Origin of the sequence: Motiliproteus sp. SC1-56 (assembly GCF_017309075.1) — a bacterium.
Taxonomy (GTDB): domain Bacteria; phylum Pseudomonadota; class Gammaproteobacteria; order Pseudomonadales; family Balneatricaceae; genus Motiliproteus.
The window spans coordinates 20193-45056 of the sequence record NZ_JAEMGS010000014.1; the positions used below are offsets into that span (position 1 = coordinate 20193).

Here is a 24864-nt window from a genome sequence, read left to right on the forward strand (position 1 = left end):
ATGGCAAACCCTTTTGGGAGGAATTCAAAAACGGCGCTGGACTGCCGCTACAATCGGCAAAACCTTACCGTTTTCCTCGTCCCGCAGGCCGCCAGGCCGCTATTGGTGCAGGGCTGCCACTGGCACTCTTTTTGCCTATAAGCTTTTGAATCGTTGAGAGGATTGACCCATGCGTTTGCTAACCGCCCTGCTTCCCTTTTTGCGCCAACGGGAAACAAGCGAGAAAGCCCCCACTCCCATGTTGAGGAACCGCCAAGCTCAGCTGGCAAAGTACCGCCCCCCGGAAGCCGACCCCGGACGGCGGCATGCTTTTCAGCAGCGGCTCTCCCGCCTGCGCAGCCACGGACTGCCCCTGCGACAGGAAGACCGGGCTCGCTACGATCGGCAACGGTTACGCGCCAGCCGGCGCAAGCTGGCGTCCTGAACAACGCCAGGGCATAAAAAAACGGCTCCCCAAGGGGAGCCGTTTTCGAGGCGAAGCTATTTTACGGGGCCTGCGCCCGCCAGCCCCGCAGGCGATTGCGTTTAATCGGCCTGACGGCGCAGGAATGCAGGAATATCCAGGTATTCCATCTCGTCGTCGGTGCCGGTTCGACCCAGCTCGATTTGCTCCTGAACCGGCTCCTGCCTGACCGCGCTGCGGCCACTGCTCTTGGCCGCCCGCTCATTCTTCTGCCGCACGACGGTAGGCAGCTCCAGCTGGTCGAAATCCAGGGTGCCATCACTCTTGCGCTGACTGTCATTACGGGTGGCCAGCTTGACCGCCGGTGCCTCGCGGGCACCCAGGCCGGTGGCCACCACCGTGACCTTCAGCTCGTCGCTCATTTCAGGATCGATCACCGTACCCACCACCACGGTGGCATTGTCGGAGGCAAACTCCTCGACGGTATCCCCCACCTCGGAGAACTCGCCCAGACTCAGGTCCAGCCCCGCAGTGATATTGACCAGGATACCGCGCGCGCCCTGCAGGTCGATGTCTTCCAGCAGCGGACAGCGGATCGCCATCTCGGCCGCTTCGCGGGCTCGGTTCTCGCCCCGACTGACTCCAGTGCCCATCATCGCCATGCCCATTTCAGACATCACCGTCTTCACGTCGGCAAAGTCGACATTGATCATACCCGGACGGATAATCAGGTCCGCGATTCCCTGCACCGCCCCCTGGAGTACGCTGTTCGCCTCCTTGAAGGCATCCAGCAGAGAAGCATTTTTGCCCATCACCTGCAGCAGCTTCTCGTTGGGAATGGTAATCAGCGAGTCCACGTGCTCCTGCAGCCCCTTGATCCCCTCCTCGGCCACCTTGAGCCGGCGCCGTCCTTCAAACGGGAAAGGCTTGGTTACCACCGCCACGGTGAGAATCCCCAGCTCGCGGGCCACCTCGGCGACAATGGGCGCGGCGCCAGTACCGGTGCCACCGCCCATGCCGGCGGTTATAAACACCATGTCAGAGCCGCTAAGCATGTCGGCGATACGCTCACGGTCCTCCAGTGCCGCCTGCCGACCGATATCCGGGTTGGCACCGGCACCGAGCCCCTTGGTCAACTCGCCACCCAGCTGCAAGACAGCCGCTTCTCCCAGATTGTGCAGCGCCTGGGCATCCGTGTTGGCACAGATGAAATCGACCCCATCGATCTCGCTGGTGAGCATGTGCTGAACGGCGTTGCCGCCGCCACCGCCGACACCGATCACTTTGATCACCGCACTCTGAGGTACGTTGTCGACCAGTTCAAACATGTCTCTCTCCCCTCGCTTAAAAACGTTTTGTGCTTCTGGCAGTTGTTGCCTACTGCTTATATGTCAATTGTTTAAATCTATTAAGATTTCAGAAATTATCCTGAAACCAGCGCCGCATGCGCGTAAGAAGGCCGGGCCCGGGCTCGGCCAGCTCTTCGTCCCGATGTACCCCAAGGTTCTTCGACGCATACAGCAGCAGCCCCACGCCAGTGGCATAAATCGGGCTGTGCAAAATCTCGTTCAGGCCGCTGACGCCACTGGGCTTAGCCAGGCGCACCGGCATATGAAAAATCTCCTCGGCCAGCTCCACCGCCCCTTCCATCTTCGCGGTGCCCCCGGTCAGCACGATGCCGGCCGCCACCAGGTCCTCGAACCCGGAGCGGCGCAATTCCGCCTGAACCAGGGTGAAGAGCTCGTCGTAGCGGGGCTCCACCACCTCGGCCAGGGCTTGGCAGCTCAAGTCCCGCGGAGGACGGTCACCGACGCTCGGTACCTTGATGGTCTCCTCGCTGCTGGCCAGCTGGGCCAGGGCGCAGGCGTACTTGACCTTGATCTCCTCGGCATGGGGCGTGGGCGTGCGCAGGGCCATGGCGATGTCGTTGGTGACCTGGTCCCCGGCGATGGGAATCACCGCCGTGTGGCGGATAGCGCCGCCGGTGAAGATGGCGATATCGGTGGTGCCACCGCCGATATCCACCATGCACACTCCCAGCTCCTTCTCGTCCTCGGTGAGCACCGCGTAGCTTGAGGCCAGCTGCTCCAGCACCACCCCGTCCACTTCCAGACCGCAGCGGCGGATGCACTTCTCGATGTTCTGGGCCGCGTTCAGCGCCCCGGTGACCAGGTGTACCTTGGCCTCCAGCCGCACCCCGGACATCCCCAGAGGCTCCTTGATCCCCTCCTGGTTATCGATCACGTACTCCTGGGGCAGGATATGCAGAATCTTCTGGTCGGCGGGAATGGCCACCGCCCGGGCGGCGTCGATCACCCGGTCCAGATCCTGCTCCAGCACCTCGCGGTCCCGAATGGCGACGATGCCGTGGGAGTTCATGGAGCTGATGTGGCTACCGGCGATGCCGGCGGTCACCGAGTGAATCTTGCAGCCGGCCATCAGCTCGGCCTCTTCCACCGCGCGCTGAATAGAGCTCACCGTGGATTCGATGTTAACCACCACCCCGCGCTTGAGGCCGCGGGAAGGGTGCGCACCCATGCCCACCACTTCGATGGTGCCATCGGGCCCCACCTCGCCCACCAGCGCCACCACCTTGGAGGTGCCGATGTCGAGCCCGACGATCATATTGTTGAGGTTTTCACTGTTTTCGACACGTTTCACAGCACAATCCACGTTTCAGCCACCGCTACAGAATTGCAGGCGCACAATGGGCGATTCATACCCCGACACAAAGACGGCAGGTCTAGCAAAGCATTCTTGCAAGATGCGGTCCATTTATTGATGCACACCGTTACTTTCAATAGCGGCAACCACAACAAGCGATTAAACAGATAAACCAGAATAATTAACTACCCCTATCGGCAAGGTTTTGCCGTTCTTAACAGTTGAGCGGCTATTTTTTTGCCGCCCCGGTTAAAAACAAAAGCACGCCGGAGCGTGCTTTATGCCTGACCGATTTTTCAAACGACTATTTAAATCGAAGGCGGGTTGTTGGCGCTGACTATTTCACAGGTTTCGTCACCGCTATTTTTAAAACGGTGGGCAAGGCTACTGTCGAAAAAATAGGCATCCCCAGGCCCCAGCAAGCGGCTCTCGCCGTCCACCGTTAATTCGATACTGCCGCGAATAACAACGCCTGCTTCCTGTCCCTCATGCGTCAGCATCTCGGAACCTGTATCAGACCCTGGCGGGTAGGTTTCTCGCAGCAAGGAGAGCGTTCTGTTCGGGTAATTGTGCCCCACCAGGTGCAGACTGATTTCACCGTGGCCAAGATCCGGCAGTTCATCGGCTGGATAAAAAACCTGCTTTTTTTCCGGTACGTTGAGAGAAAAGAACTCTTGCAACTGCATCGGAATACCGTCAAGCACCTTTTTGAGGGAGCTGACGGATGGGCTCACCCGGTTCTGTTCAATCAAGGAAATGGTGCTGTTGGTCACACCGGCTCTTTTGGCAAGCTCGCGCTGGGATAAACTTTTCTGAAGGCGAACTTCTTTTAATCTAGCCCCCACATCAATACTCATTCACCCACCTTTCTGCTCCGACGTGATTTTTATCATTTTGGCACGCGTTGCGCGATCCAGCCAAATCCAGAAATCCTGAGACCGGGATAACGGGACACAACCGGGCGCCATTATACATCGATGCAAGAAAAGGCGCACCTTACCCACGCCTTCGCCTTGCAGCGATCAAAACATCCGCCCCGGCAAAGGGCTGAAACAAACCTCAGCCTGAATCGGGAAACAAGCCACCTCGGCCCCTGAGTCCGGCTTGTCCGAAACCTTCCCTCGCGCACCCCTCTCTAAATATCAGCGTGCGCCGCGATCAGTCAGGCGCAGTGGATCCAGCAGATATTCAAGCCCGTTCACCTTGATTTCGTGCAGACAGCGCAGCAGCTCCCCCAGCGATCCCTCGGGAAAGCCTTTCTGGGCAAACCAGACCACATAGGGTTCTGGCAGGTCCACCAGCAGCCGCCCCTGGTATTTGCCGAACGGCATCGGCGTGCGGGCAAGTCTCAGCAACAGGTTGGGGTCAAGGTGCTCCATGATCGAAACTCCAGAATTAAAGACCCGCAGCTTAACGGCCCGTAGGCGATGAAACCAGCCCGGCGACCCGGTTTGCAAGACGAGTCCGCTTGCCGGTCCATCTCCTGCGCAGCGGCCCTAACCACGCCTTGGCACCCTACTCGCTATCATAAGCGGTCGCTGAAGGCTCCACTCTTCGCAAATAGGCAGCGATGGCTTCCCGGTCAGCCTCCGACACCTGCGCCAGGTTATCCACCACTTCAGCCATGGCGCCGCCAACGACGTCGTAATCCGGAGTAAAGCCGCTGGCCAGGTAGCCGGCGATATCCACCGCCTGCCACTCACCCAGGCCTTGAGGGTGGGGGGTGATGTTCGGTATCACCCCGTCGCCGTCGGGGCTGGGGGCGCCGGCGAGCCAGCGGGCGTAATCAAGCCCTCCCCCGAAGGTTCTTGGCGTGTGGCACTCGCCGCAGTGCCCCGGCCCCTCCACCAGATACTGCCCCAGCCGCTGCTGCGGCGTCGGCGAATCCAGGTCCGTCACCGGCCCGCGCCGCCCATAGACCCGCTTCCAAAGTCCGAGCCCACGCCGCAGATTGAATGGAAACGCCACCTCGTGGGCCGGGTTCTCTCGATCAACCGCCGGTAGCGTATCCAAAAATGTTTTGAGATCGACCACATCCTGCAAGCGCATACGCGCGTATGAGGTATAGGGGAACACCGGGTAGTAGTGCTCCCCCTGAGGCGAGACCCCTGTGAGCATGGCAGTGACGAAGTCGGCGTTACTCCAGCTACCGATACCGGTAGCTTCGTGAGGCGTAATATTAGGCGCAACGAAGGTTCCAAACGCCGTTTCAAAGCGCCTTCCGCCGCTGAGATCCAGGGCTGAGGTCGCGTCGGCGTCAGGGGGACGGTGGCAGGAAGCACAGCCGCCGATAAGGAAAATCCGTTCGCCACGTTCACGGCTGCCCTGAACTTCGGCCAGGTTCGCGGGGACGACGTCAGTTTGCGGACGACTCAGCAGCCAAAGCGCTGCCAGCAGGACCAGCGATGCGCCCCTCACTGTCTTCAGCCAATACCCCATACCCATTGACCCGCTGTTTAAACGCTGGTCGCGCGGCTAACTCTCACTTCTTCTTCTCTGCGCGAAATTCTTTGTGGCAGCCTTTACACCCTTCCCCAACCGGCTTCATGGCCTGGCGCAGGCTCGGCAGCCCGTTTCCGGCCGCCTCGGACAATCCCTTGAGCGCTTTTCCCAGCTCCTCGCCGGCCTTTCGAACGCCTTCAGGGTCCTCCCAGAATGCCGGAAGCGCCCGTGTTTTTTCTTCCAGTTCGCTGTTTCTTTCGTGAGAGCCGGGCGGCCACAAGGCGCCGGTATCGAGACGGCTCAGGATCAGCAGATTGTCCGCGGCGGTCGCCGCCACCTGGGCATCATAATCACTCTTACCCTTGGCCATGTCGCCGACCAACCCCACGTTGAATGCATAAAGCCGCATTAATCCCTTGCGCGCCTTGATGGCATCGTCGGGAGCAGCCGCCAAAGCGGTGGTGGTCAGGGCCAGGCTGGCAGCCATGGTGCCAATCATCAGGTGCGTGAGTCTCATACAATCTCCTTGATTATTTTTATCTGCCACAGGACGAAGCTTTTATAGAATGAAGCTTTTGTGGGATGAAGCCTTTAGTTAACGGAACTTCCCAAAAGCCGCCCTCTTCGCCAAGACCATTTCCTTGGTAAGGAGCACTGCACGGCTCACGCTCAGCGTGGACCCGCTCTAAGCAACTGCGCTTCCCGGTGTTAACCGGACTCAGCCGACGTTACGCGGCCAAGCCGTCAAGCCGCTAAGCCCTTAAAAGGAATAGCAGAGTTCTATCCATTCAACGAAACGACCTGCTGCGCCTACCCGATGCGCTGCGCAACTAACCCCCTTTCTGTCCCCTCCCTCTTTTCACCCAAAGGTGCTCTGGCAAGGCGCACCATGCGGGCTGAACCGCTACACTTTGTTAATAGATACACCTTATTTTTGCGCCCCAACGCACGGACCACGGATGGCCAGCGTCAAGTGTCTTCAGGGCTCTACTGAGCAACCGCACCGAGCGCACCATCCCTAACCTGAGGGACGGTGGAATGTTCAGGCTGCAACGCTTCTTTTCCCTGACCAGCCTCGCAACCCTGCTGCTCACCGCTGTGGCCCTGGGCCTGTTCTATCGGATGCTGGCCATCGACGTCTTGCTGGATGAAGGCGAAAACAGAAACATCGCCATCACCCGGGTACTGGCCAACAGCCTCTGGCCTCAGATCCAGCCGCTGCTGGAATCCTCCCGAGAGGCCCAGGATCACGCTGCGGCACAGCGCCTGCACCAAAGCATCCTTTCCCGCATACAGGGACTGGCGGTCATCAAGGTAAAACTCTATTCCCCCGCGGGCCTCACCGTATTCTCCACCACGAACGAAGAGATCGGCGCAGACCAGAGCACCAACCCCGCGATTCCCCTTGCCCTGCGCGGCCAGGTTTCCAACTCCTTCGTGGAGCGCGACCACTACAATGAATTCGATCGCCAGGTCGAGGCACTGGACCTGTTGCAGACCTACATACCGCTTTACCTGCCCGACACCGAGCAGGTGGCGGGCATTTTTGAGGTCTACAGCGACTACACCCCGTTGTTGCGAAAAATTCGTCACACCCAGTGGTCGGTCATGGCCGGCACCCTGGTGACGCTGGCCCTGCTCTATGCAGCGCTCCTGCTCCTGGTGCGTCATGCAGACCGGGTCATCCAGGCTCAGAGCAACCGGTTGCAGGATTCCGTGGACGCCCTACAAAAGGCCCGTGATGAGCTGGAGCAACGGGTGGCGCAGCGCACCCAGGACCTGGCCCAGCGCAACCTTCAGCTGGCCAAGGAGATCGAAGAGCGCGAACGGATGGAACAACAGGTCATTCAGCAGGAGAAAATGGCCGCTATCGGGTCGCTGGCGGCGGGCATCGTCCATGAAATCGGCAACCCCATCGCCAGTCTCCTGGGACTGCTGGAGAGCCTCGATGCCGACGAAAGGGCGCGCCACTGGCCCGAAGACCTGCACACTGACCTTGAGCTGGCGCGCCAGCAGGGCCAACGATTGGCTGACATCAATCGCGACGTATCGGAATTCGCCAATCCGCAATCCGAATCCCCGGAGTGGCTGGACTTCAACAACCTGGTGGCCCGCACCTGCCGGCTGATGCGCTACGATCGTCGTCTCCAGGATACGCAGGTGCGGCTGCAGCTCGAACCCCGGTTACCGGCATTGCGGGTGGCCGGCAGCCAGATGGTCCAGGTACTGATGCACCTGCTCTCCAACGCGGCCGACGCCCTGCAGGTGCGCTACGGCAGTGAACCGGGAGGCGTGATCCAGGTACAGACGTTCATGAGCGGCGAGCAGGTGGGCCTCAAGGTTCTAGACAACGGCTGTGGCATGACCCCGGAGGTGCTCGCCCGGGCCACCGACGCTTTCTACACCACCAAACCGGTGGGTCAGGGTACGGGGCTGGGGCTCGCGGTCTGCCACACAATCGTCCGCGCCCACGGCGGCACCCTCTCCCTCAAGTCCGATGCCGGAGACGGCACTATTGCCATCGTCCAACTGCCGGCGCCGGAGTCCGGACAGCGCGGCATCCAGGCCGAGCCAAACTAGCTCCCGCCATGAACTCCTCGGAACGACCCGGAAGCTTTTTACTCGAAACCCGATGTTTTATCCGAGGAACGGCAACGTCTCGGGTCCCAGCGGCACGATACCGGTGGGGTTCAGGCTCTCGATGGAGTAGTAGCCGGCTTTGATCGCCTCGGGCTCCACGGTGTCCGCCACCCCAGGCAGCGCGTAAAGCCTGCGCAGGTAGGCACTGAGCGCGGGGTAATCGGCGATGCGCCGAAGGTTACACTTAAAGAGGCTGTAATAGGCCAGGTCAAAACGCACCAGGGTCACGAACAGGCGAACGTCGGTCTCGGTCACCTGCTCGCCCAGCACGTAGGGCTGCGTGCTCAACCGCGCCTCCAACTCGTCCAGGGCTTCGAAAACATCCCGATAGGCTTCCTCGTAAGCGACCTGGGTCGTGGCGAAACCCGCCCGGTAGACGCCGTTGTTCAGGGTGTGGTAGTAACGTTCGTTAAGACAGTCGATCTCCCCACGCAGGAACTCCGGGTAGAGATCAAACTTCTCCGTACCCAGGGGACGGAAGACTCCATTAAGCACTCGAACGATATCCGCCGACTCGTTATTAACGATACAACGTCGCTCCTTGTCCCAGAGCACGGGCACCGTGGCGCGGCCCGTGTAGGCAGCATCGGAATGGCTGTAGAGCTGGTGGAGGTGGCGGGCGCCAAGGTAGGGGTCGATAAAGGGAGGCGTGTCACCAAAAGCCCAGCCCTGCTCGCTCAGTGCCGGCTTGACCCGGGAGACGCTGATCACGTCCTCCAGCCCCAGCAGCCCACGAACCATCAGGGTCCGGCAGGCCCACGGGCAGATCATGGCGACATAGAGGTGATAGCGTCCCGAAGCGAGCGGAAAGGCTTCGTCCTCGCCCACCCAGTGACGAAACTGCGAACGCTCGCGGACAAAGCCACCCTGTTCATCCACCCCCTGGACCGGCTGGTAGCGCCCTGTCCATTTTCCGTTGACCATCATCGTTTAGCGTCCCCCGTTGCCAGACACCCCGTCAGTAGCCGGAGCCGTCAGGCCAAACTGTCCAGAGCGCCAACCCCAGCGGCGCCACTCCCGCCACCAGCGTACGCAGGTTATCCAAGCCCCGTGCATCCAGCGGATGCAAGCCCCGCAGCAAGGCAATCAGCAACGGCCCGACGGCGACCAGCAGCAGCGCCAGCGGGTTGACCCCGGCCAGCAGATAAGCGGCCGACAGGAGCGCTACCAGCAGCAACGGCGGCGCCACCCCGAGCCCTGTCACCCGCGGCCCAAAGACCAGGCCTGCGAGCCAGATCACACCGCACCCCGCAGCCAGTGCCCCCGCCAGTTGCCCCAGCACCAGGGTGCCGTCCAGGGCGATCACCGGAGCGGCCCCGGCGGCGATCAGCATCCAGAGAGCATCGCGCACCGGCTCCACCCTGGGCCTCGTGCCCACCCCGTAGAGGGCCAGGAACAAGAGCCCCAGCGCCAGGAAATGAAGCACCTGCGTGGAGCCTTCCATCCGTCCCAACACCGACCAGAGTTGCCAGCCCAGCAGAGTCAGGGTCACGGCCAGCACCACCGGCAGGCGCCACCACCGCTCCACGTGCGCCGTACGGCCGTGGAGCCACTCCAGAATCAGCCCCCCCGCGCCCATCAGCACCAGAATATCGGTGGCCCGTTGCGGGGGCAGACCGATCCGGCCGCCAATCCAGCTGCCACTGACCCAGAAGGCCAACGCCAGACCCAGCGTCCAGAAAGCGGTCGTTCCCGCCCGTTGTCGCGCCAGCAAAGCCCACAGCCCCAGCGCCAGCAGCATGATCCCAATGGGGGCTAACAGGGTCTGCGCGAGCATAATCAGAGTGGCATCAGTGCCCGACTCGCCATACATAGAAAACTCCCACCTGAATAACCGGCCTTTGAACAGGGCCTTTCGCCGTTAAGCCGCTATATTTTGTCTGAGGGGTGTTCAATCGCTGCTTTGCCAGCGTAACTATTTACTTTAAAAAAATTAACACTACACTTGGAAAAAACATTATTTCCCCAGGTGATTAGATGGACAAGCTGACCAGTATGAAAGTTTTCTGCCGTGTGGTGGCACGGGAGAACTTTTCGCAGGCGGCCCGCGACCTGAGGATCTCGCCGGCCATGGTTACCAAACATGTGGCGGCGCTGGAGGAACAGCTGGGCATCCGCCTGCTGAACCGCACCACCCGCCGGGTCAACACCACCGAGGCGGGAGAGCGCTATTACCACCTCTGTACCGGACTGTTGAACGACATCGAAGAAGCCGAAGCCTCCCTCAACGAGCTGGGCACCAAACCCAGCGGCCTGCTGCGACTGACCGCCCCCATCGACTTCGGCGTGCTCTGCCTGGCCCCGGCAATCGCCGCTTTTCTGTCCCGCTACCCGGAAGTCGAGATCGACATCAACTACCAGGACCGCAAGGTAAACCTGATTGAAGAGGGGTTTGACCTGGCCCTGCGCATCGGCGCCCTGTCGGACTCCACCCTCGTGGCGCAGCGCCTGCTTAACGGACGCCTGATCTGCTGCGCTTCCCCCGCCTACCTGCAGCAACATGGACGGCCCCAGACACCTCAGGACCTGCGAGATCACAACTGCCTGACCTACACCTACTCATCCACCAACAACGAATGGCTGTTCTACCGGGACAAGGAGCGGCACGCGGTAAAGGTAAGCGGTCGGCTCAACTCCAATAACGGCCGCGCCATGGTCGCCGCCGCCAGGCAGGGGGTGGGGATTATTCTCAAGCCCAACTTCATGGTGGAGGACGCCCTGGCCCGCGGTGAACTGGTAGAACTCTTCGCCGACTACGAAATCCCCACCCACAACGTCTACCTGGTCTACCCCCACCGGCAGTTCCTGCCGGCGAAGATGCGGCTGTTCATCGAATTCCTGAAGGAGTACTTCTCAGAGAAGTCCAGCGCCTAGGCGTCGCCCGGGGCCTCGGCACTCTCCCGGGCCTGCTCGGTGAGGCGCTTGGAGAGCTGCTTCTTGCCGGCCACTCCCAGCTGCTGCAGGGCGGTGACCCGGCTGACCAGGTTGCCCCGGCCGCGGCTCAGCCGTTTATAGGCGGCGTCAAAGGCCTGCTGGGTCTGGCCGAGGTGACGCCCGACATCATCCAGCGCTTCCACGAAACCGACGAACTTGTCGTGCAGCTCTGCGCCGCGACGGGCGATCTCCTGGGCGTTGCTGTTCTGCTTTTCATAGCGCCAGATGTGGTTGATGGTGCGCAGCGTCACCAGCAGGCTCGAGGGACTGACCAGGAGGATATTGCGTTCAAAGGCATCCCCGAACAGCGCGGGGTCCTCCTCCAGGGCAAGGGTGAACGCCGGCTCCAGGGGGATAAACAGCAACACGAAGTCCAGCGAGCGGATCCCGGGAAGCTGCTGGTAAGCCTTTTCACTCAGCCCCTTGATGTGCCGGCGCAGGGAGAGCAGATGAGCCTTGCGGGCCTCAGCGGCGAGCGCTGCATCCTCGGCGCTGCAATAGCGCTCGTAAGCCACCAGGGAAACCTTGGCGTCGATGATCACATCCTTGTCTTCGGGCAGGTGGACAATGACATCGGGCAGGTAACGCCGTCCCGCCTCGTCACGCTGGTGTACCTGCAACTCGTACTCGTAACCGCGCCGCAAGCCGGACTCCTCAAGAATCCGCTCCAGCACCACCTCGCCCCAGTTCCCCTGGACCTTGCTGTCGCCCTTGAGGGCCTGAGTCAGGTTGACCGCGTCCCGGCTCATCTGCAGGTTCAGCTGCTTGAGCTGGTGAATTTGCTCCTTGAGCCCTGCACGGTCGCGATTCTCCCGGTCGTAGACATCATCGACGCGGCGACGGAAGTCACCCAGTTGTTGGCGCAAGGGGCTCAACAGGTGATCCAGCTTCTCCTGCTGCACGTGGCCGAAGCGCTGGCTGTTCTCCTCCAGCACTCGCCGCGCCAGCTGCTGAAACTCCTCCTGCATCTGGCTTCTGGCCTGCTCCAACAGCTGCAGTTTCTCAGCCTGGGCCTGGCGCTCGCTCTGCAGGCGCACCCGCTGCTCGCGCAGCTGGGCCGTCAGATCGGTCTGCTCGGCCCTGAGACTGTCCAGTAACTGATCGCGCTCAACCAGGTCCCGTTTAAGACTGTCCAGGAGGCTGATCCGCTCACGGGCGCCACTCAGCGCCACCTGCAGTTCGGTGCAGGACTCCCTCTGTGCGGCCAGTTCAGCGCCAAGACGCTCCCGCTCTTGGCGCCACTGTCGTCGTGCCAAGGCGTGCAGTAGCAAGGCCACCAGAACGGTCGCCACCGCCAGCGGCCAAGGCCCCAACTGCTGCAGCGCGGGCATCACCGGACTACCAGAAAAGGCCGATCAGCACGGCGCCCATCAGCGCCCCGAGCGCCCCCACTATCAGCGCCCGGGCCAGGCCAAGCAGCGGCTCGAGAATGATGACGTGCACCACCGGAAAGGTAATAAACAGGCACAATACCGGGATCCACCACGCCAGGTGAGTCACCCCGAATACCATGGCGGCAACCAGCACCAGCGCGCACAGGTTGCCGGCGATCAGAACCCGCTTGTTGCCGCGGGTGCCGCGGGCCCAGGCCGGCTGCTCCTCGGCAGGCAGCTTCAGCAATTTACTGGCGGCAATGGCGGCACTCATGGAAAAGGCACCGGCAAGACCAAACACGACCGTGGGATCCAAGATAACACTCCTGTATAGCAATGAATTAAACCGCGAGCACCACACTGCCCTCCAGCAGCCTGACATTGTACGGAATTTCCCGGAAAGCGAACACCGACCCACCCCTGGCAAAAAAATTCGACTGGGTTATTATGACTCGCGCCTGGCGGGCATTTATAAAAAGCAAATCAGCCCGTTATCGCCAGCGTTCTGGCCGCCCCGGTTGTCCTGCTAAAGGCCTGATCACCCCAGCAGAGAAGGAGTGCGCAGTGAGCTATTTTGCCGACCTTTCGGCGCCGTCCTATCGCCCCCTCAACGTCACCGGCCTGGTCCTTTGCGGAAGCGCCCTGCTTTACCTGATTGGCTACCTGGAGGGCCAACTCGGGCTTTCCCCCTGCACTCTCTGTCTCGCGACCCGGCTGATCCTCGTCATTCAGGGCCTGCTTTTCCTGCTGGCCTGGGTGCACAACCCCCGCCAGTTGGGACAGCGCGCCTACGCGCTGCTGGGGTTAGTGATCGCCGGCTGCGGGCTGGCCCTGAGCGGGCGGCATATCTGGCTGCAACTGCTGCCAGGCGCCGGGGACTCCGCCTGCTTTCCCAGCGGCGCGCAGCTGCAGGCGCTTAGCTTGGTGGAGAATGCCCTGCAGCCGGTGCTGGCCCGCGCCGATGCCTGTACCGCGACCCACGGACAACTGCTGGGGCTTGGCCTGCCTCAACAGGGACTGATCCTGTTCGTGCTGCTGGCGCTTATTCTGATCAGGCTGCTGCGCAAGAAACGCCAGCGCAACTACTTCACCTGAAGCCCCACCTGTTAACCTGTTATCCCGAACGACGCCTTCCGACCGGGCCTCCGCCAATCAGCAGCCAAACCGGCACCACTCAGCCGGAACCTTGCCGGCGCAAAGCGACCAAAAAGCCACTTTATGAAACTTTTGTAGCTTTTCAGAAATTCCCGACTACAGCCCACCCTTCAAACAGGCTAAAATACCCTCCTTTAAACTTCGGTTCCGCCGAACCACCTGCCAGTTAAACCGACTATTAAAACGACTATGGGGTTGGAGATGAGCACCACGGCTTCGCTCTACGCACTTGAGCAACACGACGACTTTATCGAACGACACATCGGTCCCGACCAAAGCCAGATTCAGGCCATGCTGAATACGCTGGGCCTGGAAAGCCTAGATGCGCTCATCCACTCCACCCTCCCCGGATCGATCCTGGAAAACGCGCCCCTGGACCTGCCCCCGGCCCACAGCGAGCACGAGATTCTGCAGCGGCTCAAAACCCTCGCCGCCGGTAACCGCGTGCACAAGTCTTACCTGGGACTGGGCTACTACGACACCCTGGTGCCCAACGTCATTCTGCGCAACGTGCTGGAAAACCCCGGCTGGTATACCGCCTATACCCCCTACCAGCCGGAAATCGCCCAGGGCCGCCTGGAGGCGCTGCTCAACTTCCAGCAGATGGTGACCGACCTGACCGGCATGGGGCTGGCCAACGCCTCGCTGCTTGACGAAGCCACCGCCGCGGCCGAGGCGATGACCCTGTGTAAGCGGGCCAACCGTAAAAAGAGCAACTGCTTTTTCGTCGCCGACGACGTTCTGCCCCAGACCTTGAACGTGATCCAGACCCGCGCCGAATACTTCGGCTTCGAAGTAGTGGTGGGCGACCCCGCCACGGAACTCGACCAGTACGACCTGTTCGGCGTGCTGCTCCAGTACCCCGGTCGCGACGGCCAGGTCCGCGATATCGAGCCCCTGATCGCCCGCGCGCACGACCAGAAAGCCCTGGTAGCGGTGGCCACCGACCTGCTCAGCCTCGTGTGCCTGAAGTCACCGGGGGAGATGGGCGCCGACGTGGTCCTCGGCAGTGCCCAGCGCTTCGGGGTCCCCATGGGCTTCGGCGGCCCCCACGCCGCCTTCTTCGCCACCCAGGACAAGCACAAGCGCCAGGCACCGGGACGCATCATCGGAGTCTCCGTCGACACCCGCGGCGGACCGGCCCTGCGCATGGCCATGCAGACCCGGGAACAGCACATTCGCCGGGAAAAGGCCACCTCCAATATCTGTACCGCGCAGGCGCTGCTCGCCAACATGGCCAGCTTCTACGCGGTCTATCACGGTCCCAAAGGGCTCAAGAAAATCGCCGGCCGGGTCCAGCGCTACGCCGCCATCCTGGCCGCAGGCCTGGAGCAGAGCGGTTTCAGCTTGCGTCATCCCGACTTCTTCGACACCCTCTGCGTCGAGGTAGGCGACCAGCAGGCGAGCATCGTGGCGCGGGCCCTGAGCATGGGCGTCAACCTGCGCACCGTGGAGTCCGACCGCATCGCCCTGAGCCTGGACGAAACCACCACCCGCGCCGACCTCGAGCAGCTGTGGCAGATCTTCACTGATAACCGCGACCACGGCCTCAGCGTGGAGGCAATCGATGGCGCGCTGGCGGCCGATGCCCGCATTCCCGAGTCGCTGCGCCGCACCTCCGACTTCCTCACCCATCCGGTATTCAACAGCTACCACTGCGAAACCGAGATGCTGCGCTACCTCAAGCGCCTGGAAAACAAGGACTTCAGTCTCGCCCATGGCATGATCCCGCTGGGCTCGTGCACCATGAAGCTCAACGCCAGCGCCGAGATGATTCCGGTGACCTGGCCGGAGTTCGCCAATATCCACCCCTTCGCCCCCCGGGACCAGGTGGGCGGCTATCTGGCGCTGTTCGAAGAGCTGGAGCAGATGCTGGTCACCATCACCGGCTACGATCGGATCTCCTTGCAGCCCAACTCCGGCGCCCAGGGCGAATACGCCGGCCTGCTGGCAATCCGCAAATACCAGGAGAGCATCGGCGAAGGCCATCGCGACATCTGCCTGATCCCCAGCTCCGCCCACGGTACCAACCCTGCCTCGGCCGCCATGGCGGCGATGAAGGTGGTGGTGGTGGACTGCGACCGCGATGGCAACGTGGATATCGCCGACCTCAAGGCCAAGGCCGAGGCCCACAGCGACAGCCTCTCCTGCCTGATGATCACCTATCCCTCGACCCACGGGGTGTTCGAAGAAGGGATCCGGGAGATCTGTGAACTGATCCACCAGCACGGCGGCCAGGTATACATGGACGGGGCCAACATGAACGCTCAGGTGGGGCTCTCAAAACCCGGCCAGATCGGCGCGGATGTTTCCCACCTCAACCTGCACAAGACCTTCGCCATCCCCCACGGCGGCGGCGGCCCCGGCATGGGCCCCATCGGGGTCAAGGCACACCTGGCCCCCTTCCTGCCCAACCACCCGGTCAGCCCCATCGAAGGACCCAAGGCCGAGATGGGCGCCGTGTCAGCCACGCCCTTCGGCAGCGCTTCCATCCTGCCGATCTCCTGGGCCTACTGCGCCCTGCTGGGACGGGACGGGCTCAAGCGCGCCACCCAGGTGGCGATCCTCAGCGCCAACTACCTGGCGGAGAAGCTCGCGCCCCACTACCCGATCCTCTACCGGGGCCGCAACAACCGGGTGGCCCACGAGTGCATCGTGGACATCCGCCCCCTCAAGGAGAGCAGCGGTATCAGTGAAGAGGATATCGCCAAGCGCCTGATGGATTACGGTTTCCACGCCCCCACCATGAGCTTCCCGGTGCCGGGAACCCTGATGATCGAGCCCACCGAATCCGAATCCAAGGCCGAACTGGACCGCTTTATCGAGGCCATGGTGAAGATTCGCGAAGAGATCGCCCAGGTGGAGCGCGGCGAGCTGGATGCCGAGGACAACCCGCTGAAAAACGCCCCCCACACCCAGGCCGATATCATTGCTGAAAACTGGCAACACCCCTACTCCCGCGAGCAGGCCGTGTTCCCGGTGGCCGCCCTCAAGGACGCCAAGTTCTGGCCTACGGTGAACCGGATTGACAACGTCTACGGCGACCGCAACCTGATCTGTAGCTGCCCGTCCCCCGACGCCTATCGCTAAACCGACCTTCCCGTCGGCAGCGGTTCAACAAAAAGCCCGGCACACGCCGGGCTTTTTTTCACCGGGTGCCTTTTCCCGGCAACGACACGCACTCCGCAATATGTCCCCGGCCACCTCCCAACACCCCCAGCCGGACAAGCCTGTTCTATTTCGGCCGCAGCGACAACGAGCCCCGGTCAGTCACCCGTATATCGGGGCTCAGCGCACCGGGATCCAACCGCAGCTCCAGCAGGTAGTCAAACCGGTCCCGTGGTTCGGCCATCAGATCGCTCAGCAGTCGCACCCCCTGCAGCAGGTCCACGCTGGCCTCCAGCTTCACCTCGGCGGTGGTGTAGCCCTCGATCCGCGGCAACTCGTTGCTGACCCCGCTGAGCAGCTTTCGCTCCGCCAAGGTAATGCTGTAGGCCAGTCCCTCGAGTTCCAGGGCCTGACTGTTGGGGTTGCTGATCCGCAGGGCGATCTCAAAGCGCGGCGCCAGCCCTTCGCCGGGCAGGGCCCGCAGCCCGATAACGGAAACCTGGGGGGGATCCATCATCGGCGTTATCCCGGCACAACCGTGCAGTACCAGCAGACAGGCCCAAAGTATCCAGAATCGTCTTCTCATCCCCATCTCCCTTCAGCGTAAAGGCAAGCATAGCCCAGCCTGAGATGAGCTATGCTTGCAGCGAAATTCCCCGCCGAGGTAACTCCATGCGCATTTTTCCCCTGTCCCTGACCTTGCTCTCCCTGCTCGCCTTTCCGCTAGCCCCGCTGCAGGCGCAGGACGCCCCGGCTTCCGCCGCCAGCCGCGCCCAGGCGGTGCTCAACGGCAGCCTGGAACGCATCGTCACCATCAGCGCCGACGGTGAAGAAGGGGTCTGGGCATTGACCGACGCCGGGCGCCTCTACCACTGCGTGCGCCTGAACAAAGCGGACAACGACCAGGTTCACTGCGTCGGTCGTGACGGCCCGGTCAAAAGCGACTATTAGGTCAGTCCGCGACAACGCCCCCAAAGGCACTGAATGGCAAAAGATAAGAGGTAAGCGGAAAGCGTGAATAGGGTAAGCACCGCCTCCGGCTTCAGGTGGGCGGCCCACCTTGGCCCTCCGGCGCCCCGTCAAACAGCGGACGCCTCGGCTCAGGTTGCCCGGTTAACGGTTTAGCTTGACCAGCCCACTTATCCGATTGATGGTCATCTCGGCCCGTCCGGAGCCGTCCATCCGAATGACACCCCGGGTATGGTTACCCCCTGCGTCGACTTCACCCTGGAAGCTGCCACCGGTCTTGCGGAAGAAACGCACCTCTTTTCCTTCAGGAGTAAACGCAAGGTTACGGTAACTTTCGTCCACCTGGGGCATATCGATCCGGTCCGCGCCGATCTGCACGATGCCCAGGTCCACCTGCAGGCCATCCTTGATCAGCGTCCCATGCCAGCGCCCCTGAGCAGGGTGATCGCCCTCCTGGCATCCCCAGAGGAACAGCAACATCAGGAAGGGAATTAAACGCGCCATGGATACAACCTCGAATCAGCGAAAATGCAAAGCCTACGGAAAAGGGCCGGCCGCCGCGTTGACCCACAGCAGCCTTTTGGGCCGGAGCCGGATTTTAACCAATTCGACCTAAATGGAGCCAGCCTTAGGCGGCGGAACCTTCGCCGAAACGCCGGGCCGGGTCAACGCGAGGCGCCACTCCAAGGGTGCGCGCGGCACAGTAAAGGGCCGCACCGGCAACTGGCCGTGACCGCCAAAGCCCCCTTCCGTCTCCCCGTAGACCTGCTCAAGCTCTTCCACCGTCGAACCGTAGCGCTCCGCCAGTTGCTGGCTGGCCGCCGGATCCAGCTTAAGGCCATAGAAGCGGTAGATCGCCGCCACCAGGCCGCGGGCAGCCCGGCTCATATCCTTGCCGATCTCCCGGGCCAGGGCCTCGCCCAGCCCCACTTTTGCCTTGGTGCTCATGTCCCGCTCGAACAACCCCATGTTCAGCGTATTGGCGGAGTAGATGGCGCGCTGCACCTCGGGCCGACGCACCTCGATCACCTCGTCGAGAGCCAGGGCGATACGCACCGCCAGCTGCTTGGCCGCCCGGGCGCGACGGGCATAGTCGCCATGGACCCGGCGATGGTAGAGGAAATAACGGAAAACCGACTGCACGACCTGGACCTTATCCTCGTCATCCAGGGCAATGCTGTCCTCGACAATCTGCAGCCCGTGCCCCCCGCCGCTTTTCTGCGTGAACACCACGTCCTGGTCCTGCTCATCGTCCATCAGCACCTTCCAGCGCTCGACCGCGGCCTGGAAATCACGGTACTCACGCTCGGTTTTGCGATTGGCGATATAGGCCCGGTGGTAGAGCTCCAATGCCTGCTCCAGAATCGGCCGCAGGCGCTGGCGCTCCCAGTTGCGACCGCGGCTGATCCGCTCCACCAGGGTTTCGATGTGGGTCTGGCAAAACTCCAGCAGTTCCTTGCCGGTCAGCTCCGCGCGACTGGCCAGGGCGGCGTCATCCAGGTGGTCGCTGAGGTAGGTGGCCAGCGCCAGCAAGCGGCTGTAGGCCCGGGCCCGGACGATACGAAACCGGAAACGCCGCTCCTCCAGCCCTTCCGTCGCCTTGGCCAAGCGTGAAGCGCCGGCGAAGCTGAAGGAGAGCATGGGGATTCGGCGCCCACAAAGCAGTTCGTAGAGCAGCGTGTAAATCTCCTCCACGTCTTCCAGGGTCATCAGGGTATCGTCTTCATCATCAATGGCGGCGAAGATCCGCTCGATGAAATAACGCCCGCGCGGCACGCCGGCGCTGGGGTCGTAACCGTCACCGGCAAAACGGGCTTCCAGGCTGTCAGCCAGGGGCGGTAGCTGCTGACGCACCTCGGCGGCGAGGGCCTGCAGCGCCTCCAGGTGCTCCTGGTAGATATCCCGGGCCCGGCAGTTCATCCCGGCGCGACGGAACATGTCGATCTCCTCCACCGCTTCGGCCAGCTCAGCGGAGCCACCGATACTGCGGATGGCGCTACCCAGCCAACGGGGCCCCAGGTCCACCTCCTGAAGCAGGATCCGGGCCGCCTCCAGCTTGCGCTGGTGCGGCTCCAGGCTTTCAAGCTGCAGATCCCGCAGATCCAGCACCAGGTCCGGCAGCTTGCCCATCACCCGGGTGATCTGTTCCGCTGCCTCCTCCCTCTTGCGCCCGCGGCCCAGTCGGCCCAGCACGTTGGAGATCAGACCGATCACACCGGCGATCACGGTATAGGCGATAAAGAAGACCAGGGTCTCGGTGGGCAACTGCTTGCCGTGACCGAGGTAATAGCCGCCGACAGAGGCGATCAGGGTCACAGGACCCGCAGTCCAGGCCAACTCCACCACCTGCTGGGTGGTGGACTTGCTGATCGCCGCCTGGGTCAATCGGTTGATGCGGCTGGCGCCGCGGTCCTCGATCAGCAAGCGTTTTTCAACACTGTTCTTACGTTCAAAAAGCGGCATGATTCTGAATACTGGCGGGTGACATTTAGCACGTGGGCGCTTAACGCCGCGAGCATCGCATCAAACGCGGTCGTGGATCAAGCCGAAGCGACGATCGTCTTGTAATGAAGGGGCTCAGGGGGCCGTCGCGGTGAACGCCAGCGCCTGGGGGTGACCGTTTACTGCAGCCTTGTGCAGCCAGTAACGGGCGGCTTGGGGATTACGGACAGTGCCCAGTCCGAGGCGGTACATCTCGTGAAGCATCAGCTGAGCGTGGGCGTGGCCCTGGAGCGCGGCCTGGGTGTACCAGTGCAGTGCCCCGGCCAGATCCTGGGCGCTGCCCAGGCCCAGAAAATAAAGTTCGGCGAGCAGGGTCTGGGCATTGGCGCTCCCCTGTTCGGCGGCCTGTCGGCAGTGTTTCAGGCTCTGCCGGTAGTCGGTAAGCAGGCCGTCACCTCCGTAACGATAGTCGTAGCAGCGCTGGGCGCTGCCGGAGGCATCGGCAGTCTGCGCGGGCAGGCTGGAGGCAGGCCCCGAAAAGAGGGCCGCGATGAGAGCCAGCGCCAACCAGCCCCGGCTCATCGGGCGGCTCCTTGCGAGCTGCAGAGCTGATCACAGAAAGGCAGCACCGGCGGGTGGGCGAGCTGTACCTGCGGTTGCGCCCTGGGAGCGGCGTCCACCTCCACCACCCGAGACTCCGCGGTGGCCACGGCCAGGGCCGCGGTGACGGGCGCCAGCAACAAAATCAGCGCTGTCCGCATCAGGGTTCCGCGCTTCATGCCTGCTCTCTTCATGGTCCCTCCCGCCAAGTCGAAAAACCGCCGCAGTATATCGAAGCCTTCACCCAAATGCAAATGACTCTCATTTGACATAGGTCATTTTTTAGCCGCAAAGACCCACAAGCCTTCTTAAGCAGAACCCGAATCGCTGCGCCCTAGCGGGACAGGGTGCGAATCGCCTGCTCGAGCCCTTCAAGGGTCAGGGGGAACATACGCCCACCCACCTGCTGGCGGATCATCTGGGTCGTCTGGGTATAGCCCCAGTAGGCTGGCGGCGTCGGGTTGAGCCACACCAGCCGCTCCCAGGTGTCGATCAGCCGCTGCAGCCAGCGCTGCCCCGGCTCCTCGTTGTAATGCTCGACGCTCCCCTGGGGATAGAGCAACTCGTAGGGCGACATGGCGGCATCCCCTACCACGATCACACGGTAGTCGGGTCCGTAGGTGTGGAGCACGTCCAGGGTGGAGGTGGTCTCCTCGAAGCGGCGCCGATTATCACGCCAGACCCGTTCGTAGAGACAGTTGTGGAAGTAAAAATACTCCAGGTGCTTGAACTCGCTGCGGGCGGCGGAAAAAAGCTGCTCGCACTGGCGCACGTAGGGGTCCATGGAGCCGCCGACATCAAAAAAAAGCAGCACCTTCATGGCGTTGTGACGCTCGGGCACCATCTTCAGATCGAGGTAACCGGCATTGGCGGCGGTGGAGCGAATGGTATCGTCCAGGTCCAGCTCTTCGGCGGCGCCGGTGCGGGCAAACCGACGCAGTTTACGCAGGGCCACCTTGATGTTGCGGGTGCCCAGTTCCACCTCGTCGTCCAGATCACGGAACTGGCGCTTTTCCCACACCTTGACCGCGCGGCGATGGCGGCTCTCGCCGCCGATCCGCACCCCTTCGGGGTTGTAGCCCCCGTGGCCGAAAGGCGACGTGCCGCCGGTGCCGATCCACTTGTTACCGCCGGCATGGCGCCCCTCCTGCTCGGCCAGACGCTCGCGCAGGGTCTCCAGCAGTTTCTCCAGCCCGCCCAGGGCTTCGATCTCGGCTTTTTCCGCGTCGCTGAACAGCCGCTGGTACTCCTGGCGCAGCCAGTCTTCCGGGATCAGCGCCTCCATAAAGCCGTCCAGCGCTTCCAGCCCCTTGAAATAGGCACCGAAGGCCCGGTCGAAGCGGTCATAGTACTTCTCGTCCTTGACCAGGCAGGTGCGGGCCAGCAGGTAGAACTGCCCGCTGTCGGCAAACACCAGCCCCCGCTGCAGCCCCTCGATCAGGGTCAGCAGCTCCTTGATGGAGACCGGCACCCCGGCCCGGCGCAGGGCGCCGAAAAAATCGATCAGCACAGCTCAGGCCCGGCTCTCACGACGGGCCATAAACGCCAGCCGCTCCAGCATGTGGACGTCCTGTTCGTTCTTCAGCAGGGCCCCGCACAGGGGCGGGATCGCCTTGGCGGGATCACGGCTATGCAGCACCTCGGCTGACACCTGGTCCGCCATCAACAGCTTGAGCCAGTCGATCAGCTCCGAGGTGGAGGGGCGCTTTTTCAGCCCGCTGACCTCCCGCACCTGGAAGAACACCTCCAGCGCCTGGTTCACCAGCTTGGCCTGGATATCGGGAAAGTGGACCCGAATGATCGCCTCCATGGTGGCCTTGTCCGGGAACTGGATGTAATGGAAGAAGCAGCGCCGCAGAAAGGCATCGGGCAGCTCCTTCTCGTTGTTGGAGGTGATCACCACGATGGGGCGCTGGCGCGCCACCACCTGCTCGCCGGTCTCGTAAACGTGGAACTCCATCTTGTCGAGCTCCACCAGCAGGTCGTTGGGAAACTCGATATCGGCCTTGTCGATTTCATCGATCAACAGTACCACCGGGGTGTCGCTGGTAAAGGCCTGCCAGAGCATCCCCTTGCGGATGTAGTTGGCGATGTCGTGAACCCGGTCATCCCCCAGCTGGGAGTCCCTCAGCCGGGAGACGGCATCGTATTCGTAAAGCCCCTGCTGCGCCTTGGTGGTGGATTTGATGTGCCAGCGCAGCAGGGGGGTATTCAGCGCGCGGGCGATCTCCTCGGCCAACATGGTTTTTCCGGTGCCCGGCTCCCCCTTGACCAGCAGCGGCCGCTGCAGGGTGATGGCGGCGTTCACGGCCGTACTCAGATCCTCGGTGGCGACGTAACTGTCGGTCCCTTCAAAGCGCATGGGTGACTCCATTAATTGAGGCTTTCAGTGGGTTTTTCAGTCTACCAGAGGCCATTGCCGCCTGTCCCCACCCCCACCCGGTGCCGGCCCGGCCTGTTTCAATCCCGTCGGAGGCTGTTATTCTGTGGCCTCTCGGGCCAAACGGTTTGCGTTATGACTTCGATTCACCCCCGGCTCAGCGTCCACCGCGACGCTGTCCGCCCCCCTCTGCCGGAGGGCGACCTCTGGGTTTTTGCCTACGGCTCCCTGCTCTGGAACCCGGGCTTTGATTACCTGGAGCACCAGGAGGCCCATCTCTTCGGTTATCACCGGGCACTCTGCGTCTGGTCCCACGTGCACCGGGGCACGGCCGAAGCCCCGGGAATGGTCCTGGGGCTGGACCGGGGCGGCTCCTGTCGCGGCCGGGCCTACCGGGTGGCCTCCAAGGATCGCCAGGCGGCGGCCGATTACCTCTACGCCCGGGAAATGCCGACCCCCGTCTACCGGGCCCGGCTGCACCCGATGCGCCTGGCCGATGGGCGCCGGATTCGTGCGCTCACTTTTATCGTCGACCACGGCCACCCACAATACGCGGGCCGCATCAGCCCGGCGCAGGCGGCCAACCATGTCGCCGGGGCTGAGGGGCTGAGCGGCAGCAGCCGGGACTACCTCTTCAACACCCTGCGTCACCTGCAGGCCCTCGGCATCCAGGATCCCCACCTGCAAGCCGTTGCCGACGCCCTGCCCGATCGGCACCAATGATCCGACAATCACCTCGACCCTGACTTAAGTCAGGGTTTTAAAACGGGTGTTTAGATATGATGCGGCCAATGACACGTCGACCTGTCGCTTTGCAATTTTCCAGCTGACTTGCGGTCTCCAGCAGGGGACCGAGAGGGGGATAGTATTATGCAACGACTTTCACGCAACGGGCTCGTTCTGGCGCTCGCAACCCTGGGACTCAGCACCACCCTGAACGCTGAAACCATCAAAGAATGTTACAACAACGTCTGCGCCAGTCTGGAAACGGACAGCTGCGTCGCAGAGACCGACCCCCTGACTCTGAAAGTGGAAGGGGCGCTGGAAGGAAGCGGAAGCTTCAACATCACCGCCTACCAGGTACTGCGCGACGCCACCTGGCGCTACAACGCCAACCACCAGGTGGTGGTTGACGAGGGCGAAGTGGTGGACGCCAAGGGCTTCCTCTTCGCCGATTCTTTTGCCAAGCACTATGAAGAGAAGGAAAAACGCGGCTCCAAATACACCTTTGTATTCGGCTCACGCAACTTCGGTCACGGCTTCTACGATGTAGCGGTCGAAACCGAGGTCGGCGCGGGTGTCGCTGCCGGCGGCGCGGCCCTGCCGATCGACGTCAAGCCCGGCGCCTGCCCGAACCCGTTGAATGCCGGCCAGAAAGGCGTGCTGCCGGTGGCCATTCTGGGCCATGAAGGCTTTGACCTGAAGCAGATCGACCCGGCCTCGATCACTTTGGCCGGCGTACCGGCGCTACGCTACGACTTCGAGGACGTGAGCGCTCCGATGCAAGGCCAGGTCGGCAACTTTGAATGTGCCGTCAACGGCGGCGACGGGGTTGAGGACATGACCCTGAAGTTCAAAACCGAAGCAGTGGTCGCCGCTCTGGAAGCCCAGCTCGGACGCCCCCTGCTCGACGGCGAGGTGATCCCCGTGGAGCTGAGCGCAACCCTCAAGGACCAGCCGGTATCGGCTTGCAACAGCGGCCTCTTCGGGGTGGACAACATCACCGTCATCAACCGCGGCAAAAAACGCTAAAC

Annotated in this window: 25 protein-coding genes; 8 read left to right on the top strand and 17 right to left on the bottom strand. The window is 62.3% G+C overall.

The features are described 5' to 3' along the window. The first annotated feature begins 169 nt into the window (after positions 1-169). Positions 170-424 carry a hypothetical protein gene (locus JGZ97_RS14655; RefSeq protein ID WP_207063412.1) on the top strand — a complete coding sequence of 85 codons (255 nt, stop codon included), beginning with the start codon at positions 170-172 and terminating at the stop codon, positions 422-424. 101 nt (positions 425-525) lie between these two features. On the opposite strand, the gene ftsZ is transcribed toward JGZ97_RS14655, so the two are convergent. From ftsZ to JGZ97_RS14685, 6 genes are all read right to left on the bottom strand, one after another. After that, entirely contained in the window at positions 526-1731 is a 1206-nt protein-coding gene (gene ftsZ, locus JGZ97_RS14660; protein WP_207063414.1) for a cell division protein FtsZ, read from the bottom strand. Positions 1732-1819: 88 nt separating this feature from the next. Continuing rightward, positions 1820-3028 (bottom strand): cell division protein FtsA, encoded by a 1209-nt coding sequence (gene ftsA / locus JGZ97_RS14665; RefSeq protein WP_207063490.1) that lies wholly within the window; start codon positions 3026-3028, stop codon positions 1820-1822. Positions 3029-3375: 347 nt separating this feature from the next. After that, a complete protein-coding gene (locus tag JGZ97_RS14670; protein ID WP_207063415.1) occupies positions 3376-3924 on the bottom strand; it encodes a cupin domain-containing protein in 549 nt (182 codons plus the stop codon). A gap of 285 nt (positions 3925-4209) precedes the next feature. Then, positions 4210-4446, bottom strand: coding sequence for a DUF3820 family protein (locus JGZ97_RS14675; RefSeq protein WP_207063416.1), 237 nt, complete (start codon positions 4444-4446; stop codon positions 4210-4212). Positions 4447-4582: 136 nt separating this feature from the next. Further along, positions 4583-5506 carry a cytochrome c gene (locus tag JGZ97_RS14680; RefSeq protein ID WP_207063417.1) on the bottom strand — a complete coding sequence of 308 codons (924 nt, stop codon included), beginning with the start codon at positions 5504-5506 and terminating at the stop codon, positions 4583-4585. Positions 5507-5549: 43 nt separating this feature from the next. Further along, positions 5550-6026: a cytochrome c gene (locus JGZ97_RS14685; RefSeq protein ID WP_207063418.1), complete on the bottom strand. Its 477-nt coding sequence runs from the start codon at positions 6024-6026 to the stop codon at positions 5550-5552. 521 nt (positions 6027-6547) lie between these two features. On the opposite strand from JGZ97_RS14685, the gene JGZ97_RS14690 reads away from it, so the two are divergent. Continuing rightward, positions 6548-8089: a sensor histidine kinase gene (locus JGZ97_RS14690; protein ID WP_207063419.1), complete on the top strand. Its 1542-nt coding sequence runs from the start codon at positions 6548-6550 to the stop codon at positions 8087-8089. A 57-nt stretch (positions 8090-8146) separates the two neighbouring features. Here the strand turns inward: JGZ97_RS14690 and JGZ97_RS14695 are convergent, their stop codons facing one another. Beyond that, complete coding sequence (locus tag JGZ97_RS14695; RefSeq protein ID WP_207063420.1) at positions 8147-9076, bottom strand: glutathione S-transferase family protein; 930 nt, start codon at positions 9074-9076, stop codon at positions 8147-8149. A 31-nt stretch (positions 9077-9107) separates the two neighbouring features. Next, positions 9108-9962 (bottom strand): hypothetical protein, encoded by an 855-nt coding sequence (locus JGZ97_RS14700; RefSeq protein WP_207063421.1) that lies wholly within the window; start codon positions 9960-9962, stop codon positions 9108-9110. 164 nt (positions 9963-10126) lie between these two features. Here JGZ97_RS14700 and JGZ97_RS14705 point away from each other — a divergent pair, with 164 nt between their 5' ends. Further along, positions 10127-11023: a LysR family transcriptional regulator gene (locus JGZ97_RS14705; RefSeq protein WP_207063423.1), complete on the top strand. Its 897-nt coding sequence runs from the start codon at positions 10127-10129 to the stop codon at positions 11021-11023. On the opposite strand, the gene rmuC is transcribed toward JGZ97_RS14705, so the two are convergent. Together rmuC and JGZ97_RS14715 are read right to left on the bottom strand one after the other, a co-directional pair. Further along, entirely contained in the window at positions 11020-12414 is a 1395-nt protein-coding gene (rmuC, locus tag JGZ97_RS14710; RefSeq protein ID WP_207063425.1) for a DNA recombination protein RmuC, read from the bottom strand. The two genes, JGZ97_RS14705 and rmuC, sit on opposite strands and share 4 nt — an antisense overlap. A gap of 7 nt (positions 12415-12421) precedes the next feature. Next, complete coding sequence (locus tag JGZ97_RS14715; protein WP_207063427.1) at positions 12422-12772, bottom strand: hypothetical protein; 351 nt, start codon at positions 12770-12772, stop codon at positions 12422-12424. A gap of 248 nt (positions 12773-13020) precedes the next feature. Between JGZ97_RS14715 and JGZ97_RS14720 the strand changes: the two genes are divergently transcribed. Both JGZ97_RS14720 and gcvP read left to right on the top strand, forming a co-directional pair. Then, positions 13021-13551 carry a disulfide bond formation protein B gene (locus JGZ97_RS14720; protein ID WP_207063428.1) on the top strand — a complete coding sequence of 177 codons (531 nt, stop codon included), beginning with the start codon at positions 13021-13023 and terminating at the stop codon, positions 13549-13551. Between the two features lie 261 nt (positions 13552-13812). Next, positions 13813-16701: an aminomethyl-transferring glycine dehydrogenase gene (gene gcvP / locus JGZ97_RS14725; RefSeq protein WP_242521806.1), complete on the top strand. Its 2889-nt coding sequence runs from the start codon at positions 13813-13815 to the stop codon at positions 16699-16701. Positions 16702-16846: 145 nt separating this feature from the next. Here gcvP and JGZ97_RS14730 read toward each other — a convergent pair whose 3' ends face one another. After that, positions 16847-17305 (bottom strand): LEA type 2 family protein, encoded by a 459-nt coding sequence (locus tag JGZ97_RS14730; RefSeq protein WP_207063431.1) that lies wholly within the window; start codon positions 17303-17305, stop codon positions 16847-16849. Between the two features lie 86 nt (positions 17306-17391). Between JGZ97_RS14730 and JGZ97_RS14735 the strand changes: the two genes are divergently transcribed. Continuing rightward, complete coding sequence (locus JGZ97_RS14735) at positions 17392-17670, top strand: hypothetical protein (protein ID WP_207063432.1); 279 nt, start codon at positions 17392-17394, stop codon at positions 17668-17670. Between the two features lie 162 nt (positions 17671-17832). Here the strand turns inward: JGZ97_RS14735 and JGZ97_RS14740 are convergent, their stop codons facing one another. The 6 genes from JGZ97_RS14740 to JGZ97_RS14765 form a co-directional block, all read right to left on the bottom strand. Further along, positions 17833-18192: a hypothetical protein gene (locus tag JGZ97_RS14740; RefSeq protein WP_207063433.1), complete on the bottom strand. Its 360-nt coding sequence runs from the start codon at positions 18190-18192 to the stop codon at positions 17833-17835. Positions 18193-18300: 108 nt separating this feature from the next. Then, a complete protein-coding gene (locus JGZ97_RS14745) occupies positions 18301-20151 on the bottom strand; it encodes a hypothetical protein (RefSeq protein ID WP_207063434.1) in 1851 nt (616 codons plus the stop codon). A 114-nt stretch (positions 20152-20265) separates the two neighbouring features. Then, entirely contained in the window at positions 20266-20712 is a 447-nt protein-coding gene (locus JGZ97_RS14750; protein WP_207063435.1) for a tetratricopeptide repeat protein, read from the bottom strand. Further along, complete coding sequence (locus tag JGZ97_RS14755; protein ID WP_207063436.1) at positions 20709-20909, bottom strand: hypothetical protein; 201 nt, start codon at positions 20907-20909, stop codon at positions 20709-20711. Before JGZ97_RS14755 ends, JGZ97_RS14750 begins: the two co-directional genes overlap by 4 nt. Positions 20910-21064: 155 nt before the next feature. Further along, positions 21065-22240: a VWA domain-containing protein gene (locus JGZ97_RS14760; protein WP_207063438.1), complete on the bottom strand. Its 1176-nt coding sequence runs from the start codon at positions 22238-22240 to the stop codon at positions 21065-21067. Between the two features lie 3 nt (positions 22241-22243). Next, entirely contained in the window at positions 22244-23092 is an 849-nt protein-coding gene (locus JGZ97_RS14765) for a MoxR family ATPase (protein ID WP_207063439.1), read from the bottom strand. Positions 23093-23245: 153 nt separating this feature from the next. Between JGZ97_RS14765 and JGZ97_RS14770 the strand changes: the two genes are divergently transcribed. Both JGZ97_RS14770 and JGZ97_RS14775 read left to right on the top strand, forming a co-directional pair. Next, entirely contained in the window at positions 23246-23833 is a 588-nt protein-coding gene (locus JGZ97_RS14770; protein WP_207063440.1) for a gamma-glutamylcyclotransferase, read from the top strand. A gap of 147 nt (positions 23834-23980) precedes the next feature. After that, a complete protein-coding gene (locus tag JGZ97_RS14775; RefSeq protein WP_207063441.1) occupies positions 23981-24862 on the top strand; it encodes a hypothetical protein in 882 nt (293 codons plus the stop codon). Positions 24863-24864: the final 2 nt, after the last annotated feature.

Bases quoted from the DNA above. Each gene is read 5' to 3' on its own strand.
- JGZ97_RS14655 (WP_207063412.1), top strand. From the start codon at position 170: ATGCGTTTGCTAACCGCCCTGCTTCCCTTTTTGCGCCAACGGGAAACA.
- ftsZ (WP_207063414.1), bottom strand. From the start codon at position 1,731: ATGTTTGAACTGGTCGACAACGTACCTCAGAGTGCGGTGATCAAAGTG.
- ftsA (WP_207063490.1), bottom strand. From the start codon at position 3,028: ATGATCGTCGGGCTCGACATCGGCACCTCCAAGGTGGTGGCGCTGGTG.
- JGZ97_RS14670 (WP_207063415.1), bottom strand. From the start codon at position 3,924: ATGAGTATTGATGTGGGGGCTAGATTAAAAGAAGTTCGCCTTCAGAAA.
- JGZ97_RS14675 (WP_207063416.1), bottom strand. From the start codon at position 4,446: ATGGAGCACCTTGACCCCAACCTGTTGCTGAGACTTGCCCGCACGCCG.
- JGZ97_RS14680 (WP_207063417.1), bottom strand. From the start codon at position 5,506: ATGGGGTATTGGCTGAAGACAGTGAGGGGCGCATCGCTGGTCCTGCTG.
- JGZ97_RS14685 (WP_207063418.1), bottom strand. From the start codon at position 6,026: ATGAGACTCACGCACCTGATGATTGGCACCATGGCTGCCAGCCTGGCC.
- JGZ97_RS14690 (WP_207063419.1), top strand. From the start codon at position 6,548: ATGTTCAGGCTGCAACGCTTCTTTTCCCTGACCAGCCTCGCAACCCTG.
- JGZ97_RS14695 (WP_207063420.1), bottom strand. From the start codon at position 9,076: ATGATGGTCAACGGAAAATGGACAGGGCGCTACCAGCCGGTCCAGGGG.
- JGZ97_RS14700 (WP_207063421.1), bottom strand. From the start codon at position 9,962: ATGTATGGCGAGTCGGGCACTGATGCCACTCTGATTATGCTCGCGCAG.
- JGZ97_RS14705 (WP_207063423.1), top strand. From the start codon at position 10,127: ATGGACAAGCTGACCAGTATGAAAGTTTTCTGCCGTGTGGTGGCACGG.
- rmuC (WP_207063425.1), bottom strand. From the start codon at position 12,414: ATGCCCGCGCTGCAGCAGTTGGGGCCTTGGCCGCTGGCGGTGGCGACC.
- gcvP (WP_242521806.1), top strand. From the start codon at position 13,813: ATGAGCACCACGGCTTCGCTCTACGCACTTGAGCAACACGACGACTTT.
- JGZ97_RS14730 (WP_207063431.1), bottom strand. From the start codon at position 17,305: ATGAGAAGACGATTCTGGATACTTTGGGCCTGTCTGCTGGTACTGCAC.
- JGZ97_RS14735 (WP_207063432.1), top strand. From the start codon at position 17,392: ATGCGCATTTTTCCCCTGTCCCTGACCTTGCTCTCCCTGCTCGCCTTT.
- JGZ97_RS14740 (WP_207063433.1), bottom strand. From the start codon at position 18,192: ATGGCGCGTTTAATTCCCTTCCTGATGTTGCTGTTCCTCTGGGGATGC.
- JGZ97_RS14745 (WP_207063434.1), bottom strand. From the start codon at position 20,151: ATGCCGCTTTTTGAACGTAAGAACAGTGTTGAAAAACGCTTGCTGATC.
- JGZ97_RS14750 (WP_207063435.1), bottom strand. From the start codon at position 20,712: ATGAGCCGGGGCTGGTTGGCGCTGGCTCTCATCGCGGCCCTCTTTTCG.
- JGZ97_RS14755 (WP_207063436.1), bottom strand. From the start codon at position 20,909: ATGAAGCGCGGAACCCTGATGCGGACAGCGCTGATTTTGTTGCTGGCG.
- JGZ97_RS14765 (WP_207063439.1), bottom strand. From the start codon at position 23,092: ATGCGCTTTGAAGGGACCGACAGTTACGTCGCCACCGAGGATCTGAGT.
- JGZ97_RS14770 (WP_207063440.1), top strand. From the start codon at position 23,246: ATGACTTCGATTCACCCCCGGCTCAGCGTCCACCGCGACGCTGTCCGC.
- JGZ97_RS14775 (WP_207063441.1), top strand. From the start codon at position 23,981: ATGCAACGACTTTCACGCAACGGGCTCGTTCTGGCGCTCGCAACCCTG.